Origin of the sequence: Pseudomonas sp. AE27 (assembly GCF_037113495.1) — a bacterium.
In the GTDB taxonomy this organism is placed as follows: domain Bacteria; phylum Pseudomonadota; class Gammaproteobacteria; order Pseudomonadales; family Pseudomonadaceae; genus Aquipseudomonas; species Aquipseudomonas palmensis.
In genome coordinates, this window is record NZ_CP146966.1 from 2,038,892 (window position 1) to 2,058,916 (window position 20,025).

Here is a 20,025-nt window from a genome sequence, read left to right on the forward strand (position 1 = left end):
AACATGCTCGACCCTAGCCAGATCCTTCAAGCCGCCGCCCAGCTCGACCGCGCCGAGCGCAGCCGCGAGCAGGTGCGCCAGTTTTCCCTCGACCACCCGGCCATCGGCATCGAGGACGCCTACGCCATCCAGCGCGCCTGGGTGGCGCAGAAGATCAAGGACGGGCGCAAGCTGGTCGGGCACAAGATCGGCCTGACCTCGCGCGCCATGCAGGTGTCGTCCAACATCACCGAGCCGGACTTCGGCGCGCTGCTCGACGACATGTTTTTCGACGAAGGCAGCGACATCCCCTTCGAACGCTTCATCGTGCCGCGGGTGGAGGTGGAGCTGGCGTTCATCCTCGGCAAGCCGCTCAAGGGGCCCAATGTGACCCTGTTCGATGTACTGGATGCCACCGAATGGGTGATCCCGGCGCTGGAGATCATCGATGCGCGCATCCAGCAGGTGGACCCGCACAGTGGCGCCACGCGCAAGGTGTTCGACACCATCTCCGACAACGCCGCCAATGCCGGGGTGGTGATGGGTGGGCGCGCGGTGCGCCCGGGCGACATCGACCTGCGCAAGGTGCCGGCGGTGCTGTACCGCAACGGCGTGATCGAGGAATCCGGGGTGTCGGCGGCGGTGCTCAACCACCCGGCCAAGGGCGTGGCGTGGCTGGCCAACAAGCTGGCGCCGTATGACGTGGCGCTGGAGGCCGGCCAGGTGATCCTGGGCGGTTCGTTCACCCGGCCGGTGGCCGCCAACCCCGGCGATACCTTCCATGTCGACTACGACATGCTCGGTTCCATCGCCTGCCGTTTTGTCTGACCTTCGGAGACTGCCATGCACCTGCCTGTGAACCGTTTCAAACAACGCCTGGCCAGCGGCGAGCCGCAGATCGGCCTGTGGCTGGGGCTGGCCAGCGCGTATTGCGCGGAGCTGGCAGCCAATGCCGGCTTCGACTGGCTGCTGATCGATGGCGAGCATGCGCCCAACGACCTGCGCGGCATGCTCGCGCAGTTGCAGGCGGTGGCGCCCTACCCTGGCGAGGCGATCATCCGCCCGGTGATCGGCGACACCGCGCTGATCAAGCAGGTGCTGGACATCGGTGTGCAGACGCTGCTGGTGCCGATGGTGGAAAGCGCGGCCCAGGCCGGCGAGCTGGTACGCGCCATGCGCTACCCGCCGCTGGGCGTGCGCGGGGTGGGCAGTGCACTGGCGCGGGCGTCGCGCTGGAACAGCATCCCCGGCTACCTGGACCAGGCCGATGCGCAGATGTGCCTGCTGGTGCAGATCGAGAGCGTCGAGGGGCTGGCGCAGCTGGACCGGATTGCGGCCGTGGAGGGGGTGGACGGGGTGTTCATCGGCCCGGCCGACCTGAGTGCGTCGATGGGGCACCGGGGCAATCCGGGGCACCCTGACGTGCAGGCGGCAATCGAAGACGCGATCGTGCGGATTCAGCGTGCGGGCAAGGCGGCCGGGATTCTCAGCGCCGATGAAGCGCTGGCGCGCCGCTACATCGAACTGGGCGCGGCGTTCGTGGCGGTGGGGGTGGATACCACGGTGCTGATGCGCGGGTTGCAGGGGTTGGTGGGCAAGTTCAAGGGTGAGGCGGCACCTGTCGACAAGGCTGGCGGGGTGTATTGATCTGACGGGCCGCTTCGCCGGCAAGGCCGGCTCCTACACAGGCTGCGGTGTCTGCAGGAGCCGGCCTTGCCGGCGAATGAGTTAGCGCCGTACTTGCTTCAGTTCTTCCAGCAACCCCAGCAACTGCTGCAGCTTCTGTTCACCGAACTGGTCCTGCAGCTGCTGGTAGTTGGCCTCCATGCTCTGGCTCATGGAGTCGAAACACGCCACGCCCTTGTCCGCCAGCTTGACCAGCACCCGCCGCTGGTCCTGCTCGGCCTTGCGCCGGCATACCAGCCCCGCCGCCTCCATGCGCACCAGCACGCCGGTCATGCTCGGCTTGAGGATGCACGCCTGTTCGGCCAGCCGGTAGATCTCCAGCTCGCCCTGCTGGCTGAGAATACGAATGACCCGCCACTGCTGCTCGGTCAGGCCATGCTGGTTGAGCGAGGGGCGGAAGAAGCTCATTGCCGCCTCGCGGGCTTGCAACAAGGTAAGAGTCAGCGAAACACGAGGTTTGGACATGGAAGGCTACGGTCATCAGGTTATTTGTTAACACTTTAACAAAGAAGCCGGCGGCCACCTACCCGCCTGCGCAGCGCTGGCACCCGCGGTCAAGGCACGCGGCACGCAGGATCAAGACACGCCACCCCGCCAAGCCCCCTAATAGGCCTCGAAAGCTCCTCCACTTTTCAGGCTGCGCCATGATCACGATCGAAACGCCGACCTACTACACGGCAACCAAGAAATACAACCTGAGCTTCCCGACCCTGGAACACGATGAAGACGCGGACGTGGTCATCATCGGCGGCGGGTTTTCCGGCATCAACACGGCGCTGGAGCTGGCCGAAAAGGGCATCACCAACATCGTCGTGCTCGAGGCCCGCTACCTGGGCTTTGGCGGCACCGGGCGCAACGGCGGGCAGATCATGGCCGGCATCGGCCACGACCTTGAAAAGATCAAATCAGCCGTGGGCGAAGATGGCCTGCGCCAGATCTTCGAGATCAGCGACCTGGGCGCCGACATCATCAAGCAGCGCATCGCCCGGTACGCCATCGATGCCGACTTCTGCCACGGCTATGGCTACATGGGCTTCAATGCCCGCCAGGAGAAAACCCTGCGCGCCTGGGAGAAAGACTTCAAGTCGGTGAATTCCCAGCACGAGATCCGCTTTCTGGGCGGCAGCGAGGTCAGCCAGATCATCGGCTCCAACGCCTACGGCAGCGCCCTGCTGCACATGGGCGGCGGGCATGTACACTCGCTCAACCTGCTGCTGGGCGAGGCCAAGGCCGTGGCCGGGCATGGCGTGCGCATCTTCGAGAACAGCCCGGCGCTGCAGGTGCAGTACGGCGAGCGCATCACCGTGCGCACCGGCCGCGGCTCGGTACGCGCCAGCAAGCTGCTGTGGGCCTGCGACAGCTTTCTGAACAGGCTTGAACCCGAACTGCACCGCTCCACCATCAACACCTACGCCTTCCAGATGATGACCGAGCCGCTGCCCGAGGATCTGATCCGGCGCATCAGCCCGATTCGCGGCGCCTACAGCGACATTCGCCCGGTGATCGACTACTACCGCGTGACCAACGAGAACCGTCTGCTGTTCGGCGCCGCGACGCCGCTGGTGGAGCATATCCCCCGCGACCTCAAGGCCTGGAACCGGGCTTTGATGCTGAAGATCTTCCCGTACCTGAAGGACGTGAAGATCGACCTGGCCTGGGGTGGCCCGATGGCCTGCAGCCCCAACCTGTTCCCGCAGATCGGCACCCTGCCCGGGCGCAGCAATGCGTTCTACGTGCAGGGCTACTCCGGGTTCGGCGTGACGCCCAGCCACATCATCTGCAAGGTGCTGGCCGAAGGCATGAGCGAAGGCTCGGCCCGCTATGACCTGGTCAGTTCGATCCCGCGCCCGACGATTGTCGGCAAGGACCATATCCGCCCGCTGCTGCTCACGGCCGGCAAATCCTGGCACCAGCTGTCGGGGTACTGGAATGGCCGGCGCTGACACCCCCTTTTTTTCCACTGTTCAAGGAACACTGCCATGACCCTGACTGCACTCAAGCACAACATCCAGCTCGGCGAACTCGACGCCTGGGGCACCGTTGCCGACCTGGGCTCGGAGACTCTCGAAGGCGAGGTGCGTGCCTTCGGCAAGATGACCTTCGGCGCGCCGACCGACGCGCTCAGCAGCGCCTACTTCGGTACCACCCAGGGCAGGTTCCGCATGGTCTACCCGTTCAACGAGCAGGCCACGGTGATGACGGGCGAAGTGCGCCTGACCGATGAAAGCACCGGGCAGAGCACGCTGTACAAGGTGGGCGACAGCTGGTTCGTGACCAAGGGCACGCCGGTGCTGTGGGAGGTGCTGAGCGAGAGCTTCGTGAAGCATTACCTGGCGGTGGCCTGACGGGCCTCATCGCGGGTCAAGCCCTCTCCCACAGGTTGTTGTGATCCTGTGGGAGCGGGCTTGACCCGCGATGAGGGCACCACGATTTATCCGGCTGCGTTCAAAGCATCCCCGAACACCACCCACATCGCCCGCAACCGCCGCGCGTACGCCTGCGGCCCGGCATAGATCAGCTCTACATTCAGGCTGTCCACCACCCCCAGGTACGCGTCCACATACACCCCCCGCCGCGCCACCGGCACCTGCGGCAGGCACGTGCCCAGCGCCTGCTCGAACACCTCGCCCAGCCGCGCCAGGTACCCCTCGAAGCCTGCCGAGATGATCGGCCGCAGCGCCGCCGGCGGAAAGAACGCGGTACGCAGCAGAAACCGCAGGTGCGCCGACTGCTGATAGCGCTCACCCAGGCAGTGGGCATAGCCGGCCCCCGGCAATGCGTCGTCGCACTGCGCAAAGCACTGCTCCACATACAGCCGCTCGGCCTCCACCGCACGCTCGAACACTGCCTCGAACAGGTCGTCCTTGCTGCTGAAGTGCGCATACAGCGACGGCTTGCGCATGCCGGCCGCCGCCGCGATGTCGTTGAGCGAGGCGGCATCGTAGCCATGCTCGGCAAACTGCTCGACCGCGATCGCGCAGACCTTCTGCGCCGAAGGCGTGAGGGTTCTCATGCAGGGTTCTCCCGTATCAATGCCCGGCCAGGCTGCTCGCCTCGACCGGCGCGTGCCGGGTGCAGGCGCGCACCAGCAGCGCCACGACAACACCCGAAATCACCAGCAGCGACGCCCAGTGCGCCGCGCCCAAAGGCGCCATGATGCCCGACAACGGCGTGGCGAACGACGAAATGATCAACTGGAAGGCGCCCAGCAACGCCGCCGTGGAGCCCAGCGCGCGGCTTTGCGAAGACATCACCAGCGACATCAGCGTGGCCTCGAGAATGCCCAGGCCGAACATCGCCAGCGCCATGCCGGCAACGATGCCGGCCAGCCCCGCCGCGCTCAGGGCCCCTGCCAGTACCACCAGGGAACCGATCAGCAGGCACCCCGCACCGGCCTTGGCCAGGCGCAGCAGGCCCTTGCGCGCCACCAGCCGACCCGCCGCGATGGCGCCGAGCAGAATTGCCACCCCGGTGGCGCCGAACAGCGTGCCGAAGGCTTGCACCGACAGGCCGAAGTGGGTCTGGTAGACGAACGCCGCACCGCCGATGTAGGCAAACAGAAAGAAGAACACCGCCGCCAGCGCCAGCGCCGGGCGCAGGAACTGGCCATCGCTGCCGATGCGCAGGTAGGTGCGCAGGATGTCCCGCGGCTGCCAGGGCTGGCGCTTGTCGGCGGCCAGGGTTTCCTTGAGCACCCAGGCCGAGTTCAACAGCACCAGCACGCCGAGCCCGGCCAGGGTGAGCATGATCGCGCGCCAGCCAAGGTGCGCCCCCACAAAACCGCCCACCGCCGGTGCGAGCACCGGCGCCAGGCCCTCCACGGTCATCAGCAGGGCGAAGATCTGCGCGGCGCGCGCCCCTTCGGCCACATCGCGGACCATGCTCATGATCACCACCAGGGTCAGCGCACTGCCCAGGCCCTGGACAAAGCGCGCCGCCAGCAGGGTTTCGAGGCTGGGCGCCTGGGCCGCGGCCAGCGAACTGAGCACGAACACCAGCAGCCCGGCCAGCAGCGGCCGGCGCCGGCCCAGGGTGTCGACCAGCGGGCCGAACAGCAATTGGCCGGCGCCCATGGCCAGCAGAAACACCGTCAGCGTCAATTGCACCCCGGCATAGGTCGCGCCGTACTCGGCGGCGATGCTCGGCATGCTGGCCAGGTACATGTCGATGGCCGACGGCCCCAGGGCGCCGATCAGCGCCAGGGACACGGCAAATTTCACATGGGGGGACTGCGGGGTGTGCATAGCTCGAATCCACAAAAAGGTCACAGGTCTGGCTGCCGAATGCCTAACCTACCGACCGGTAGGTAGCCAGAGCGTGCGAGCCTATACACTGTGCCCCGCAGGGTCAAGCCAGTGGTTTATCAGGTCGGGCCGGCCAGGCTATGGGAGCGGTAGTCCTTGGGCGAGCGTTCGAACTGTTTCTTGAACGAGCGGCTGAAGTGCGCCGAATCGGTGAAGCCCCATTTGTAGGCGATGGTGGTGATCGACTCGGTCTTGAGGATCGGGTTGGCCAGGTCGTCGGCGCTGCGTTGCAGGCGCGTGCGCTGGATGTAGCGGCACACGCTGTCGCCCTGCTCTTCGAACAGGCGGTAGAGGTGACGCACCGAAATGTTCAGGCGGTTGGCCAGGTTCACCGGCGACAGGCCGGGCTGGCCCAGGGACTCGTCGATCACCTTCTGCACATAGCTGCGCAGGTTGGCGCCATGCAGCGCCGCGCCCGGCTGCACCTGGTCATCGCCGCCCTCCAGGGCCGACCCGAGCAGCGACAGAAATGCACTGTGCAGGGCCTGGCCCTCGGCCAGCTCGCCCTCCCCCGGAGCGCTTTCCTTGCACAGCTGATCCATCAGCACATGCAACATGCGCCCGCAGGCCTTGGTCTGGGAGATCTTGCCGAAGGTACGCGCATCGCCCCCCAGCTGCCGGCACACCGCCTCGCGCGAGAGCGACAGCGAGGCGTGTTCGATCAGGCCGAACGGCATGATTTCACAGGCCCCGACCGCGTCCATCAGCAGCATCTCGCCCGGTGCCAGCTGCACACTGACGCCGTTCTGGGTGACCTGGGAGAAACCGGTGCGCTGGCTGACCAGAAAGCAGTGCTGGTCGTTGTCGCGGTCGGGCTTGATGCCGTCGCGGCGGATCAGCCCGGCGTTGGTGCGCAGGTTGGCCAGGGCCAGGCCGCCGCGTGACCAGGTGGAAATCTCGCCGATGAACAGCGAGCGGTTGAACGCAAGTTCGGTCTCGAAATGCCCGCAAATGTGTTGCATGTCGGCATTCCAGCGGTCCAGCGCAGTGCCGGCGAGCTGATGAGTACTCATGGGTACCTCCACGATGGCATCTTGTTTTTGTTGGGAAATAGTTAACATGTTAGCTATATGCACGCAACACGTTCGTCGTCGCCAGGGTGGAAGCAGTTTTGGTGCCAGTCTGCGGGTTCAGAGGCCTTCGACAAGCCGCGCCAGACCTTTCAATGCGGCCAGCAGCAGGTCACGCTGTGCGGGGTTCAGGCTGATGTAGCGACGAAACGCCGGCATGCGGTTGACCACCTCGCTGCCGCCCATGTGCTCCAGGGTCAGGGTCCAGCAGCCGCCTGCCAGGTCCAGGTGCAGGCGCTTGAAATCCAGCGGCATCAGCGCCTGTTGCAGGGCCGGGTCGTGGGCCAGGGCCTGCTCCAGCCGCGCCTGCCAGGACCGCTCGCCACGCAGCCGGCGCCAGCGCAGGCCGCTGCGCCGCAGTGCACCGGTATGCTGCAACACCAGCCGCGCCGTGCCCTGTTGCGGGCCGGGCACCTGCAGGCGGAACTCGCACAGCACCAGGTGCATCAGCAACTGCGACTCGGTGCGCTCGCGCACCTCGAACGTCAGGCTGCCATCGGCCAGGGCGTAGCGTGCACTGCCCGGCCCCAGCACCTCGCAACCGGCCAGGCCGAGGTTGCGCTGCAGGTGCGCCAGCGTCACCCCGGGGCGGTAGCCCGAGGGCGCGCGGTCAAACAGCCTTTGCCACAGTGTGGGCAGGGTATGCGCCATGCTCGACTCCCGGTTGGTGGGCAAATTCGCGCGCCAGCACCTCTTCGACCGAGGCCGGCTTGAACGGGTTGACCTTCTGCACCACCAGGGTCCAGAACAGCGCGTACACCGCCGTGGCGCCGAGCATCCAGGCGAATGGCACGTACACCTGGGCCGGGTTCATGCCCGGCGGGGTGATGAACCACATGCCCAGGCCGATGCCGACGCTCGACAGCAATTGCGGCAGCGGGAACAGCGGCGAGCGGTAGGCCCGTGGCAGGTCGGGCCGGCGAATGCGCAGGATCACCACCGACAGCGTCACCAGCAGGTAGGCGGTGCTCCAGGCACACACCGCCGCCAGTACCAGGTGCAGGATGGTGTCGGTGTTGCCGCCCAGCCACCAGGCGTGCAGGCACGGGATCAGCATCGCCACCAGAATGCACACGATGGGGGTCTTGAAGCGTGGGTGCAGGTAGGTGAACACCCGGGGCAATGCGCCATCCACCGCCATGCCATAGAGGATGCGCGGCACCCCGGCCATCAGGGTGTTGATGGTGGCGGCGCCGGCGAACAGAAAGCCGATGCCCAGCCACAACGGGCCGATGTCGCCCATCACCTGTTGGGCAAAATGCGGAATGGCCATGGGCGTGTCCAGCAGGTGCGTGCCGCTGGCGGCGTCGAGCAGCACGTTGTCGACCTGGCGCTTCATCGCCGCGCCATAGATGAACATGCACGAGGCCACGCCCAACAGCCCCAGCGCCATGGCCCTGGGCAGGGTGCGCGCCGACTGGCGCAGGTCGGGTGCCAGCGGGGTGACGAACTCGCAGCCGACGAACATGAACATCGCCATGCCCACCAGCGACAGCACGGTGATCAGGTCGGTGCCCACCAGCGACGCGCCGAACCAGCCGTCCAGTTGCACCGCCGGGGCGGCGATCAGGCCGAGCACGCCGAACACCATCAGCGTGGTCCACATGCCGAAGGTGAGGATGATCTCGGCCTTGCTGAACACACTGATGCCGAACGCATTGAGGATGCCGAACACCACCACGAAGCCCACCCCCAGCAGCCACGAGCCACCGGCGGATTCGGCCAGGGTGTTGAGGTGTTCGAAGTTCACCAGCGCCATCACCCCGGCCAGGATGGTTTCGGCGGTGCCGGCGAACACGTGCACGATCAGGTAGGCCGACAGCGTGCCGGTGATGGCGAAGAAGCGCCCCATGCCGCAGTTGATATAGTCGTACACCGAGCCGGTGGTGGGCAGGATGGCGGCGGCTTCGGCGAAGGTGGTCGACTGGGCGAGCATCATCAGCATGGCGATCAGCATGGCCACGGCGAACGCACCGCCGCCGATGCCGAAACCGGTGGTGGCGGTGAGGATCACCGGGCTGGCCATGATCAGGCCGATGGTGCTGGCCAGCGCGGTGGGGAACCCGACCGTGCCACGGTTCAGGTGCACGCTGAGGGTGTGGTTGAGCGACATGATGAGCGACCTCGAATGCCGTTGTTGTGGTTATGCGCCACTGTGCGCTGGCGGTTGACTGGCGTCTTGCCCGTGGCTGCCTGGGGTTTTGTTGCAGGCTGCCAGGGCACTTCTGGCCGTAGCCGGTTTGCCTGGCGGACCGTGCACTCAGGTTTTACGACCGCTTCGCGCTCGATCGTCGGCCAAGCCAACTCCCACACCCTGCGGGCAGAAGCCGACCTCACAGCCCCAAACAACCTGCTTCTGGCAAGCACCCCGGCACCTACCCGCCTGGCGCACACAATCAATCCATGTGGCAGCCAGATCAAAGACAGCCCCCACCGTCCCCGCCCTAAATGGCCACCACTCACGCCAACCCGGGGACCCCACCACCATGAACCTGCACCCTCACCTGCTTGCCGCCCTCAGCCTGGCTGCGCTGCTGGCCCAGCCATCAGCCCAGGCCATCGAGCTCTACGCCGATGACGAGTCCCACCTGAATGCCGACATCCTGGCGGTGTACGGCCTGTTCAACAGCCGCAAGAACTACGACGCCACGCCCGGCGGCTCGACCTGGCGCGAGGGCTTCATCAAGTATGGAATCAGCGGCGGCCAGCGCCTGGCCGGCAACGGCAGTGCCTACGGCGCACTCAGCTGGGTCAGTTCCGCCACCTGGGGCGATGGCGACGCAGCCGGCAACACCGACGGCACCGAGCGCACCACCAAGCTGGAGGACGCCTACCTCGGCTGGCGCTCCGGCGAGCTGTTCCCGTTGCTGGGCAAGGATGGCGTGGATGCCTCGTTCGGCCGTAAGGTGGTCAAGCTGGGCCGCGGCTTTCTGATCAACGACGACGGCCCCAACCTCGGCAAGGGCCCCGCCGACGGCGCGCTGGACCGTGGCGGCGCCTATTACCTGGCGGCGCGCCACGCGTTCGACCGCACCGCCGTGCTGCGCCTGGGCGGCGAGCGTGGCGTGCACGCCAGCGTGCTGTGGCTCAAGTCCGACAACCGCGCCCAGGCCGAGACCGAACTGGCCGCCGGCACCCTGGACTACACCACCGCGGCCGGCACCCTGGGGCTGACCTGGGTTCACGGCCTGGGCGTGACCGAGCAATGGGCCAGCGAATTCCAGCGCCAACGCGACGGCATGGACACCTACAGCCTGCGCGGCGAAGGCAACGCCGGTATCGACAACGCCAGCTTCGCCTTCGAATACGCCTGGCAGGACAAGCAGGCCGGCCCGGAAAAGGCCTGGTACGCCGAGGCCGGTTACACCTTCGCCGAGCTGCCCTGGGCACCCAGCCTGACCTACCGCTACACCCGCTATTCCGAAGGCTGGGATGCCTTGTTCACCGGGCTGAGCACCGGCTACGGCACCTGGTTCCAGGGTGAGGTGGCGGCCAACTACGCGGGGCCGTTCAACAGCAATACCGGGGTGCATCACCTGGGCCTGGTTGCCAAGCCACTGGAGAACCTGACCCTGGGCGCGCTGTATTTCGACTTCGATACCCTGCACACACGCAACGCGCTGAACCTCGGTGCCCGCGAGCTGGACCTGTACGTGGAATGGGCAGTCAGCCCGCACCTGATCGTCAGCCCGCTGGTGGGGCTGTACCAGCCGAAAAAGGACGAGAACACGGGGGGCAATCAGGTGGGCGGCAATGGCACCAACCTGTACAGCCAGGTGACGCTGGCGATGCCGTTCTGAGTTGGCTGGGGCGACGGCCAGGGACATGTCCAAGGCCATCGCCCCCGGGGTTACACGGTCGCGTGGGCCTGTTGCTTGAGGCGTTCGGTGTCGACGCGCACGAACACCGAGTCGGCCGTCACGGTGAGCACGTCGCCGGCCCAGACTTCGCAGATGACCCGGCTCTTGCGCCCCACCTCACCCTCGACCCACGCCTTGAGCACCAGCTCCACGCCCATCGGGGTGGGCTTGAGGTAGGTCAGCGAAAGCTTGCCGGTGACGCAGTCGATGCGCGGCAGGCTGCCCGGCTCGCGGCCTTCGGCGCGGTAGTGCCAGGCCATGGCGGTCCAGTTCGAATGGCAGTCCACCAGCATCGCCAGCAACCCGCCGTACACCAGCCCCGGCCAGCCGGTGAAGGTGGCATCGGGTTCGTGCCGGCACAGCACGTGGCTGCCGTCCTCGGCCCAGTGGCTTTTCAGGTGCAGGCCGCTGGGGTGCGAGGTACCGCAGCCGTAGCACACGCCCTCTGGCGCGGCGAGGTCTTGCAGGGGTAAGGCTTGGGCGTTCATAGGCTTCCTGATTGTTTTTATGGAAAGTCAGACCGTCGATGGTAACGCTGCCAGGCCCGCGCGCGAAAGCGCCAGGGGCCGCCGCAGAGGCTCAGGCCTCCACCGGCAGCCCTGCCGCCTGCCAGTCCGGCAGGCCGCTGTCGAGCCGGCGCACCTTGAAGCCGTGCTCGCGCAAGGCCGCGGTGGCGGTACTCGACAGCACGCACCAGGGGCCACGGCAGTAGGCAACGATCTCCTGGTCCTGCGGCAGTTCGGCCAGGCGCTGCTGCAGCTCGTCCAGTGGCATGCTGATCGCCCCCGGCAAGTGCCCCAGGGCGTATTCCTCGTGGGAGCGCACATCCAGCAGGGTCACGCTCTGCTCGTGCAGGCGCTGCACCAGTTCGTCGCGCGACATCGCCTCCAGGCGCTCCTGCGCACTCATGCTGTCGGCCAGCAGCTCGCGCACCGCCAGGCGGTTGTGCTCGGCGAACTGCCCCAGTGCCGCCAGCACCTCCAGGATCGGCCCACCACCCAGGCGGTACAGCACGCGCTTGCCGTCGCGGCGGGTCTGTACCACGCCGGCGCGACGCAGGTGCTGCAGGTGCTGGGAGGTGTTGGCCACGGACAACCCGCACAGTTCGGCCAGGCGCTCGACCGCACGCTCGCCCTGGGCGATGTGTTCGAGCAGGTGCAGCCGATGCGCATGGCCCAGGGTGCGGGCCAGCTCGGCGATATCGATGAAGTGTTGCTGAGGAAGGTCGGTCATTGACAGGAAGCTATCATTCGCCAATCATTCAATCAATTCATTGAATGTTTTATTCAGGAGCAACGCCATGTCCCCTCTGCTTCACTTCATCGCCAGTGCCAGCCTGATCGGGCTGTTGGGCACGGCGCTGGCCGACCTGTGGGCCGAAACACAGAAGCGGCTGCTGAAGGTGCCCACGCCCAGCTGGCCGATGGTCGGGCGCTGGGTGGCGCACCTGCGCCATGGCCAGTTCATTCATGACAGCATCGCCAAGGCGCCGCCCGTACCGGGCGAAGCCCTGCTGGGCTGGGCGACGCACTATGCGATCGGGGTGCTGTACGCCGGGCTGCTGCTGGCGATCTTCGGCATCGGCTGGGCCCACAGCCCTACCCTACTGCCGGCGCTGGCGATCGGTATCGGCACGCTGGTGGCGCCGTTCTTCATTCTGCAGCCAGGCATGGGCGCAGGCGTACTGGCCCGTCGCACCCCCAACCCCAAGGTGGCACGCCTGCGCAGCCTGGCGGCGCACACGGCGTTCGGGGTCAGCCTGTTCGTCGCGGCGCTGCTGCTCAATGGCCTGGGCCTGATGCCCCGGGGCTGAGCTCAGGCCTCACGCTGGCACCAGACGTCTATCAATACGTCCAGCAATGCCTGCGCATCCGTGGTGTTGGCGTCGACCAGGGCAATGGCCCAGCCACAGCCGGCCAGCTCGAAGTGTTCGCGCCAGTTGGGCCACGCCACAAGCCCGGCCAGGTCGAAGGAAAACATGCCGCCCCGCTCGCCATGGCCGCCGTGAATCGACTCGCCCAGGCCGAATGGCTGCGGGTCGAAGGGCTTGAGGCTCACGTAGTACACGTGGTGGGTGTCGTGCTCCGGGGTGGGCGCGCGGTTGCACTGGGAGAAGTCCACCGACTGCCAGCCCAGCTCGCGCTCGCTCATCGGCTGTGCCTGCGCGAGCAGGTAGTCGAGCCCCAGCGTACGCCCACCCGGCCAACCGAGCTGGGTGGCACTGAAGGTTCGCTGGCGCGCCTTGCGTGGGTTGGCAAGCTCGCTCCAGCCCAGCTCGCGGGTCAGCACCAGGCCCTTGAGCAAGCGGTGCTCGCCATTGTTCAGCTCCAGCACGAACTGGCCGTAATCGGTGGGTATCACCCGCACCAGGTGCGTCGGTGCCCCGTGGTCCTGCCCCATGTCGTCTTCCCCTGATGTTACAAAGAATTTCGGCAACGCCGGAGGGTCTACCCAGTAGATCCCCACACAAGAGTCTGCCATGAAATTCGAACGCTTCGCCCAGGGCCTGGCCAAACAGGCCGGTCGCTCGCGCACCTTCCTCATCGCACTGGTACTGATCGTGGTCTGGGCCGTCACCGGGCCGTGGTTCGACTACAACGACACCTGGCAGCTGATCATCAACACCTCGACCACCATCGTCACCTTCCTGATGGTGTTCGTCATCCAGAACACCCAGAACCGCGACAACGACGTGCTGCACATCAAGCTCGACGAACTGCTGCGCTCGACCAAGGCGGCGCACAACGCGCTGATGAACCTCGACCAGCTGGACAACAGCCAGCTCAAGCAGTTGCTCAAGGAGTACCGGGAGATCGGCGAAGACCGCGCCACCGACCTGCCCGCCGATGAAACCGGGGGCAGGCGCGGCGACGCGCAGTGAGGCGGGCTACTGGTTGGCGCCGGTGAGGGTGTTGTAGCTGGTGATCAGGTTGCGGTAGTCGGGGATGTGGTTGGAGAACAGCGCGCCCAACCCCTCGACATCGTTGCGCCAGTCGCGGTGCAGTTCGCAGGCTGCGCCGAACCAGGTCATCAGTTGCGCACCGGCCGACGACATGCGGTCCCAGGCCGCGTCGCGGGTGATCGGGTTGAAGGTGCCGGAGGCGTCGGTGATCACGAACACCTCGAAGCCTTCGGCAATCGCCGACAGCGCCGGGAACGCCACGCACACCTCGGTAACCACACCGGCGATGATCAGCTGCTTCTTGCCGGTGGCCTTGACCGCCTTGACGAAGTCTTCGTTGTCCCAGGCGTTGATCTGGCCGGGGCGCGCGATGTACGGCGCGTCAGGGAACTGCGCCTTGAGCTCGGGCACCAGCGGGCCGTTGGGGCCGCTTTCGAAGCTGGTGGTGAGGATGGTGGGCAACTTGAAGTACTCGGCCAGGTCGGCCAGCGCCAGCACGTTGTTCTTGAACTTGTCCGGCTCGATGTCACGCACCAGCGAGAGCAGCCCGGCCTGATGGTCGACCAGCAGCACGGCGGCGTTGTTCTTGTCCAGACGGGTGTAGGGAACACTCATGGTCATACTCCTTGCAGGGGTGGTCCGGCGCCGTGGCGCCGGAGTTGGGACAAACGTGAGTTGCATACAGACCCTAGTCGGCGCGTGTGACAGTGCCGCCGCCATTGGTCATCTGGCCGAAGCGCCCGGCGCGAAAATCGGCGAACGCCGCCTCGATCTCGGCATCGCTGTTCATCACGAACGGGCCGTAGCCGACGATGGGTTCATCCAGCGGCTCGCCGCTGAGCCACAGCACCGCCGCCTCGCTGTCGGCCTGCAGCAGCACTTCGTCGCCGGCACGCTCCAGCAGCACCAGTTGTGCCGGGCCCACCGAACGCTCGCCATTGACCGTGACCTGGCCGCGCAGCACCACCAGGGCGCTGCTGTGACCGGCCTGGGCAGGCAACCGCACGGGCTTGCCGGGCTTGAGCTGCATGTCCCACACCTGCATCGGCGTGAAGGTGCGCGCCGGGCCGCGATGGCCGTGGTAGTCACCGGCAATCACCCGCAGGCTGCCGGCACCGCCGGGCAGCGCCACGCTGGGGATGTCGGCGGCCAGCAGGGTCTGGTAGCCGGCAGGGGCAGACTTGTGCCGTGCCGGCAGGTTGACCCACAACTGCACCATCTCCAGGGTGCCGCCACTGCGGGCGAACGACGGCGCATGGAACTCTTCATGCAGGATGCCGCCCGCGGCCGTCATCCACTGCACATCGCCCGGGCCGATCAGGCCGCCGGCACCGGTGGAGTCGCGGTGCTCCAGCTCGCCCTGGTAGACGATGGTCACCGTTTCGAAACCGCGGTGCGGGTGCTGGCCGACGCCGCGACGGGCGCTGGTGGGGGTGAAGGCATGGGGCCCGGCGTAGTCGAGCAGCAGGAACGGGCTGATGTGCTGGGCCAGGTTGTCGTAGGTGAACAGGCTGCGTACCGGGAAGCCGTCACCCACCCAATGCGGGTGCGGGCTGCTGTAGACGCCTTGGATCTTTTTCATGAGCTACCTCCTCTCGTGCATGAAGCCAACGATAAGGGCGCAACGCTGAAGGCGGTAGATAGCGTAAAGTGCCCTCAGCGTTCCATTTGGAGAACAGTGGTGGAAGACCTCAACGACCTGTACTACTTCGCCCAGGTGGTCGAGCACGGTGGCTTTGCCGCCGCCGGCCGTGCCCTGGACATGCCCAAGTCCAAACTCAGCCGGCGGGTGGCCGGGCTCGAGGAGCGCCTCGGGGTGCGCCTGATCCAGCGTTCCACCCGGCATTTTTCGGTAACCGACATCGGGCAGGCCTATCACCGCCATTGCGTGGCCATGCTGGTGGAGGCCGAGGGTGCGGCCGAGCTGATCGAGCGCCACCGTGCCGAGCCCCAGGGCATCGTGCGCCTGAGCTGCCCCACGGCGCTGCTGGATTTCTGGGTGGGGCCGATGCTGTCGCGCTTCATGGTGCAGTGCCCGCTGGTGCAGCTGCATATCGAGAGCACCAACCGCCATGTGGACCTGATCCAGGAAGGCATCGACATTGCGCTGCGGGTGCGGGTGCCGCCGCTGGAGAGCAGTGACCTGGTGATGAAGGTGCTGGCCAACAGCACGCAGTTGCTGGTGGCCGCGCCCGGCTTGCTGGCTTCGTTGCCCAGGCCCATCGTGCCCGCCGACCTGGCCGCCTTGCCGAGCCTGCACTGGGGCAACCCGCAGCGCGATTATCAATGGCAGCTCAATGGCCCGGACGGCGCCACGGCCAGCTTGCGGCACACGCCGCGGCTGGTGACCGACGACCTGGTGGTATTGCGCCAGGCGGCGCTGGCGGGCGTGGGGGTGGTGCACCTGCCACTGGTGGTGATCCGCGACGAGCTGGCCCGTGGCGAGCTGGTGCAGCCCACCCCGCACTGGGCGCCGCAATGCGGGCTGGTGCACGCGGTGTTTGCCTCACGGCGCGGGCTGCTGCCTTCGGTGCGGCACCTGCTGGATTTTCTGGCCCAGGAGTTTGCCCAGAGCGGGATCGATTGAGTTGCCCGGTGGTGCAGAAGCCGACCTTGCCGACGTTGTAGGAGCCAGCCTTGCTGGCGATCGAATGCACAGCATTCGCTGAACCTGCACCCACCGATCATCAGGCATACTGCCCCCCCCACCCTCAACCCCAACGCACCGCCATGCAGCCGATTGTCCCCCTGGCAGAAAACTACCCCCACGGCGAGCGCATCGCCCCGCACTGCCACAACCGCGCCCAGCTGATCCATGCCCTGAGCGGGGTGATCACGGTCAACTCCAGCCAGGGCTGCTGGGTGGTTCCGCCAGGGCGCGGCGTATGGGTGCCCGCCGCCGTCGAGCACGACCTGAAGATGGCCGGCCAGGTCCGCATGCGCACCCTGTTCGTCGCCTCCGACGCGCGCCCCGACCTGCCGCTGACCTGCCGCGTGGTGGACATCCCGCCGTTGCTGCGCCAACTGATCATCAGCGCCATGCTCATCCCCGCCGACTACCCGCCCGGCGGGCGTGACGAGCGGGTGATGCAGTTGATTCTGGACGAGATCCGCGTGCTGCCGATTCTGTCCCTGCACGTGCCGCTGCCGGTCGACCCGCAACTGGCCGCGCTGTGCCAGGCCCTACGCGACGACCCGGCCAGCCCCTGGAGCCTGCAGCGCGCCGCCGCCCACAGCGGCCTCAACGCACGCACCCTGACCCGCGCGTTCCAGCGCGAAACCGGCCTGAGCTTCATCCAGTGGCTGCGCCGCCTGCGCCTGCTGGCCAGCCTCGACGCGCTGGCCGCCGGGCACTCGATCCTGAACGTGGCGCTGGACCTGGGCTACGACAGCCCCAGCGCCTTCAGCGCCATGTTCCGCCGCACCCTGGGGGTCTCGCCCAGTGCCTACTTCGGCAAGACCCCGGCCTACGGCCAGCCCGACGCCGACTAGTCAGCGTGCATGCTGGCGCAGCAGCAGCGACGCCAGCGCACACACCGCCAACGCCACGCACGACACATAGAACGCATCCGAATACGCCATCAGGTAGGCCTGCTGATGCACCGTCTGGTCCAGCTGCGCCAGCACCTGCAGGTGCGCCGGGGCCTGTGCATCGAGCACCCCGCCGGGCAGACGCTGCTGCACGGGTGCATCGAACAGCGTCAGGCTCTCATTGATACGCTGCCCGTGAAACCGTTCGCGCAACGACACCAGCTGCGTCAGCAGCGCCGTGCCCACCGCACCGCCCAGGTTGCGCAGCATCGAGATCAGCGCCGAGGCCGAGCCGGCCTGGGCCTTGTCCAGCCCTTTCACCGCCAGCACCGACAGCGCCACCATGATCAGCGGCTGACCCAGCCCGCGCACCACCGTGGAGGGGATGATCACGTTCTTTGCCGCGTCCGCCGACAGGTGCGCCCCCAGCCAGCAGCCCAGCGCCATGATCGCGAAGCCGCTGGCCACCAGCACCTTGGCGTTGAGCCAGCGCATCAGGCGCGGCAGCAGCGGCGCCAGCAGCAACTGCACCATGCCGTAGGCGATCAGGCTGATGCCGATTTCGCGGGCGTTGTAGCCCTGCACCTGGGACAGGTAGTTGGGCACCAGAAACACCAGCCCGAAGGTCGCCGCCCCGAACACCGCCATGGCCAGGCTGGCCACGCCGAAGTTGTAGCTGGCCAGCAGGCGCAGGTTGATGAAGGGCCGCGCGCCCCACAGCTGGCGCTGCACGAACAGCGCCAACGCCACCACGGCAACCACGCTGAAGGTGACGATGAACGCCGAATCGAACCAGTCCTCGCGCCCGCCCTCCTCCAGCACGATCTGCAGCGCGCCCAGCCCCAGCGCCATGGCCGCGATGCCCAGCCAGTCGGCACCGCGCAACTGGGCGCGGTCGCCGGCCTGCGCGGGGATCGACCACGCCACCGCCGCCAGCAGCGCCACCCCGGGCAGCAGTTGCAGCAGGAAGATCCAGCGCCATGAATAGGCGTCGGTCAGCCAGCCGCCGATCGACGGCCCGGCGGCCTGGGCCACGCTGTTGGAGAGGCTGAACAAGGCCATGCCCAGGGCGATCTTGCTCGGCGGCAGCTCGGTGATGATCAATTGCATCGACAGCGGGATCAGCACAGCCCCCGAAGCGCCCTGGATCACGCGGATGGCGATCATCGCCTGCAGGTTCGGCGCCAGCGCGCAACTGACCGAGCTGATCAGGAACACCAGCGAGCCCACCAGCATCACCCGGCGCAGCGAGAACACCTGCACCAGCCAGGCGGTGAGCGGAATCATGGTGATTTCCGCCACCAGGTAGGCGGTGGAGATCCACGAGCCTTCCTCGAACGTCGCCCCCAGCGCGCCTTCGATTTCCGGCAGCGCGGCACTGGTGACGTGCACGTTCATGCCCGCCATGAAGCAGCCGAACAAGCCTCCGATCACCGCCACCCACGCGCGCAGCGATACCTTGTCTTCAGTGCTCATCGCGCACCTGCGCCGTGCGCGTATCGATGGTGGCGATCACCGACATGCCCGGCAGCAGCCGCGGCGTGCCGGGTTCCACCGGGTCGAGGTGAATACGCACGGCAAAGCGCTGCACGATCTTGGTGAAGTTGCCGGTGGCGTTGTCGGGCGGCAACAGCGCGAACACCGCCCCCGAGCCGGGCGAGACGCTGTCGACCGTGCCCTGCCAGTGCCGGCCGAAGGTGTCCACCTCCAGGGTCGCGCGCTGCCCCGGGCGCATGTGTTCGAGCTGGGTTTCCTTGAAGTTGGCCACCACGTAGGCCTGCTCCACCGGTACCACTGCCAGCAGTGGCAGGCCGGGGCTGACGTACTGCTGCACACGCACCTTGCGCTGCCCCACCACGCCGTCGAAGGGCGCCCGTACCTGGGTGTCGGCCAGGGCGTTCTCGGCCAGGGCCAGGGCCGCCTCGGCCTGTTCCAGCTCGGCCTCGCGGCGCACCAGTTCGGCCCGGGCCTCGCGCTGCTGGCTGGCCAGCACCTGGTGCCGGGCCCGCTGCATGGCCCAGCCGGCGTCCGCGCCCTTGAGCGTGGCCTGCGCCTGGGTGCGTGTGGTGCTGGCGCGTTCGGCACGCTGGGCACTCACCGCGTTCATGCCGATCAACTGGCGGTAACGCTGCCAGTCGAGTTCGGCGCGCCGCGCCTCGGCACCGCCCGCCTCGCGCTCGGCGGCGGCACGGGCAATCGCCTGCCCTTGCCCCTCCAGCTGCGCCGCCAGGGTCACCAGCACGGCCTGCTGCGCCTGCACCGAAGCGGTACTGGCGGCCAGCGCCGCACGGGCCTGGCGCACCTGCTGGCGATAGTCGCGGTCGTCCAGCTGCACCAGCAGGTCGCCGGCCTTGACCACGGCATTGTCGGCCACGCTGACCTGGGCCACATAGCCGCCCACCCGCGCACTGATCGGCGCCCAGTCGGCGCGCACGTAGGCATCGTCGGTCTGTTCGTTGAAGCGCCCGCTGTGCCACACATACAAGGCAACCCCTAGTACCGCCAGCGTGCCGGCTGCGCCCAGGGCGCGGCGCAGCGTCATCACGCGCACGCGCTCGGTGGCTTGGGTAACCGGTGGTTCGGGGCTGACCGCCTGGTTCATGTTCGTGCTCCCTGTTGTTGTTCAAGGATGCACTCTAAGGGGGTCAGCGGTTGGCGTTCGCTAGCGTACAGGCCAGTATTCGTCGCGAAAT

The 20,025-nt window shown here is 67.1% G+C and carries 22 protein-coding genes; 9 read left to right on the plus strand and 13 right to left on the minus strand.

Annotated features, from left to right (window positions below; all coding sequences use genetic code 11):
- Positions 1–3 precede the first annotated feature (3 nt).
- Complete coding sequence (gene hpaH / locus V9K84_RS09305; RefSeq protein WP_043860070.1) at positions 4–807, plus strand: 2-oxo-hept-4-ene-1,7-dioate hydratase; 804 nt, start codon at positions 4–6, stop codon at positions 805–807.
- 15 nt (positions 808–822) lie between these two features.
- Positions 823–1,626 carry a 4-hydroxy-2-oxoheptanedioate aldolase gene (hpaI, locus tag V9K84_RS09310; protein ID WP_088515088.1) on the plus strand — a complete coding sequence of 268 codons (804 nt, stop codon included), beginning with the start codon at positions 823–825 and terminating at the stop codon, positions 1,624–1,626.
- 81 nt (positions 1,627–1,707) lie between these two features.
- On the opposite strand, the gene hpaR is transcribed toward hpaI, so the two are convergent.
- Positions 1,708–2,130, minus strand: a complete 423-nt coding sequence (gene hpaR / locus V9K84_RS09315) for a homoprotocatechuate degradation operon regulator HpaR (RefSeq protein WP_043860068.1) — start codon at positions 2,128–2,130, stop codon at positions 1,708–1,710.
- A gap of 179 nt (positions 2,131–2,309) precedes the next feature.
- Between hpaR and V9K84_RS09320 the strand changes: the two genes are divergently transcribed.
- Positions 2,310–3,608, plus strand: coding sequence for an FAD-binding oxidoreductase (locus V9K84_RS09320; protein ID WP_088515089.1), 1,299 nt, complete (start codon positions 2,310–2,312; stop codon positions 3,606–3,608).
- Positions 3,609–3,644: 36 nt separating this feature from the next.
- Positions 3,645–4,010, plus strand: a complete 366-nt coding sequence (locus V9K84_RS09325; protein ID WP_088515090.1) for a cupin domain-containing protein — start codon at positions 3,645–3,647, stop codon at positions 4,008–4,010.
- 86 nt (positions 4,011–4,096) lie between these two features.
- Here the strand turns inward: V9K84_RS09325 and V9K84_RS09330 are convergent, their stop codons facing one another.
- The 5 genes from V9K84_RS09330 to V9K84_RS09350 all read right to left on the minus strand — a co-directional run bounded on the left by V9K84_RS09330 (position 4,097) and on the right by V9K84_RS09350 (position 9,152).
- Complete coding sequence (locus tag V9K84_RS09330; protein ID WP_088515091.1) at positions 4,097–4,678, minus strand: TetR/AcrR family transcriptional regulator; 582 nt, start codon at positions 4,676–4,678, stop codon at positions 4,097–4,099.
- 16 nt (positions 4,679–4,694) lie between these two features.
- Positions 4,695–5,909, minus strand: a complete 1,215-nt coding sequence (locus tag V9K84_RS09335) for a multidrug effflux MFS transporter (protein WP_088515092.1) — start codon at positions 5,907–5,909, stop codon at positions 4,695–4,697.
- Positions 5,910–6,028: 119 nt separating this feature from the next.
- Positions 6,029–6,982 (minus strand): transcriptional regulator FeaR, encoded by a 954-nt coding sequence (gene feaR / locus V9K84_RS09340; protein WP_088515093.1) that lies wholly within the window; start codon positions 6,980–6,982, stop codon positions 6,029–6,031.
- A 117-nt stretch (positions 6,983–7,099) separates the two neighbouring features.
- Positions 7,100–7,690, minus strand: a complete 591-nt coding sequence (locus V9K84_RS09345) for a DUF3156 family protein (RefSeq protein ID WP_088515094.1) — start codon at positions 7,688–7,690, stop codon at positions 7,100–7,102.
- Complete coding sequence (locus V9K84_RS09350) at positions 7,650–9,152, minus strand: APC family permease (RefSeq protein ID WP_088515095.1); 1,503 nt, start codon at positions 9,150–9,152, stop codon at positions 7,650–7,652. Before V9K84_RS09350 ends, V9K84_RS09345 begins: the two co-directional genes overlap by 41 nt.
- 373 nt (positions 9,153–9,525) lie before the next feature.
- Here V9K84_RS09350 and V9K84_RS09355 point away from each other — a divergent pair, with 373 nt between their 5' ends.
- Complete coding sequence (locus V9K84_RS09355; protein WP_088515096.1) at positions 9,526–10,839, plus strand: hypothetical protein; 1,314 nt, start codon at positions 9,526–9,528, stop codon at positions 10,837–10,839.
- A 50-nt stretch (positions 10,840–10,889) separates the two neighbouring features.
- Here V9K84_RS09355 and V9K84_RS09360 read toward each other — a convergent pair whose 3' ends face one another.
- Positions 10,890–11,387, minus strand: coding sequence for a PaaI family thioesterase (locus V9K84_RS09360; protein WP_043860059.1), 498 nt, complete (start codon positions 11,385–11,387; stop codon positions 10,890–10,892).
- A 91-nt stretch (positions 11,388–11,478) separates the two neighbouring features.
- The gene (locus tag V9K84_RS09365; RefSeq protein WP_088515097.1) at positions 11,479–12,132 is read right to left on the minus strand and encodes a metalloregulator ArsR/SmtB family transcription factor; all 654 of its coding nucleotides are present in this window, start codon (positions 12,130–12,132) and stop codon (positions 11,479–11,481) included.
- Between the two features lie 67 nt (positions 12,133–12,199).
- Between V9K84_RS09365 and V9K84_RS09370 the strand changes: the two genes are divergently transcribed.
- The gene (locus tag V9K84_RS09370) at positions 12,200–12,712 is read left to right on the plus strand and encodes a DUF2938 domain-containing protein (protein WP_088515098.1); all 513 of its coding nucleotides are present in this window, start codon (positions 12,200–12,202) and stop codon (positions 12,710–12,712) included.
- A gap of 2 nt (positions 12,713–12,714) precedes the next feature.
- Here the strand turns inward: V9K84_RS09370 and V9K84_RS09375 are convergent, their stop codons facing one another.
- Positions 12,715–13,299: a hypothetical protein gene (locus V9K84_RS09375; RefSeq protein WP_088515099.1), complete on the minus strand. Its 585-nt coding sequence runs from the start codon at positions 13,297–13,299 to the stop codon at positions 12,715–12,717.
- Positions 13,300–13,378: 79 nt separating this feature from the next.
- On the opposite strand from V9K84_RS09375, the gene V9K84_RS09380 reads away from it, so the two are divergent.
- Positions 13,379–13,780: a low affinity iron permease family protein gene (locus V9K84_RS09380; protein ID WP_043860056.1), complete on the plus strand. Its 402-nt coding sequence runs from the start codon at positions 13,379–13,381 to the stop codon at positions 13,778–13,780.
- Positions 13,781–13,786: 6 nt separating this feature from the next.
- On the opposite strand, the gene ycaC is transcribed toward V9K84_RS09380, so the two are convergent.
- Entirely contained in the window at positions 13,787–14,416 is a 630-nt protein-coding gene (gene ycaC / locus V9K84_RS09385) for an isochorismate family cysteine hydrolase YcaC (RefSeq protein ID WP_043860055.1), read from the minus strand.
- 73 nt (positions 14,417–14,489) lie between these two features.
- Entirely contained in the window at positions 14,490–15,383 is an 894-nt protein-coding gene (locus V9K84_RS09390) for a pirin family protein (protein ID WP_088515100.1), read from the minus strand.
- A gap of 96 nt (positions 15,384–15,479) precedes the next feature.
- Between V9K84_RS09390 and V9K84_RS09395 the strand changes: the two genes are divergently transcribed.
- Together V9K84_RS09395 and V9K84_RS09400 are read left to right on the plus strand one after the other, a co-directional pair.
- Complete coding sequence (locus V9K84_RS09395; protein ID WP_173925050.1) at positions 15,480–16,388, plus strand: LysR family transcriptional regulator; 909 nt, start codon at positions 15,480–15,482, stop codon at positions 16,386–16,388.
- Between the two features lie 143 nt (positions 16,389–16,531).
- Positions 16,532–17,293, plus strand: coding sequence for a helix-turn-helix transcriptional regulator (locus V9K84_RS09400; RefSeq protein WP_088515101.1), 762 nt, complete (start codon positions 16,532–16,534; stop codon positions 17,291–17,293).
- Here the strand turns inward: V9K84_RS09400 and V9K84_RS09405 are convergent, their stop codons facing one another.
- Both V9K84_RS09405 and V9K84_RS09410 read right to left on the minus strand, forming a co-directional pair.
- Positions 17,294–18,808 (minus strand): MDR family MFS transporter, encoded by a 1,515-nt coding sequence (locus V9K84_RS09405; RefSeq protein ID WP_088515102.1) that lies wholly within the window; start codon positions 18,806–18,808, stop codon positions 17,294–17,296.
- Positions 18,798–19,874 (minus strand): HlyD family secretion protein, encoded by a 1,077-nt coding sequence (locus V9K84_RS09410; protein WP_229590267.1) that lies wholly within the window; start codon positions 19,872–19,874, stop codon positions 18,798–18,800. The genes V9K84_RS09405 and V9K84_RS09410 overlap by 11 nt, the downstream gene beginning before the upstream one ends.
- Positions 19,875–20,025: the final 151 nt, after the last annotated feature.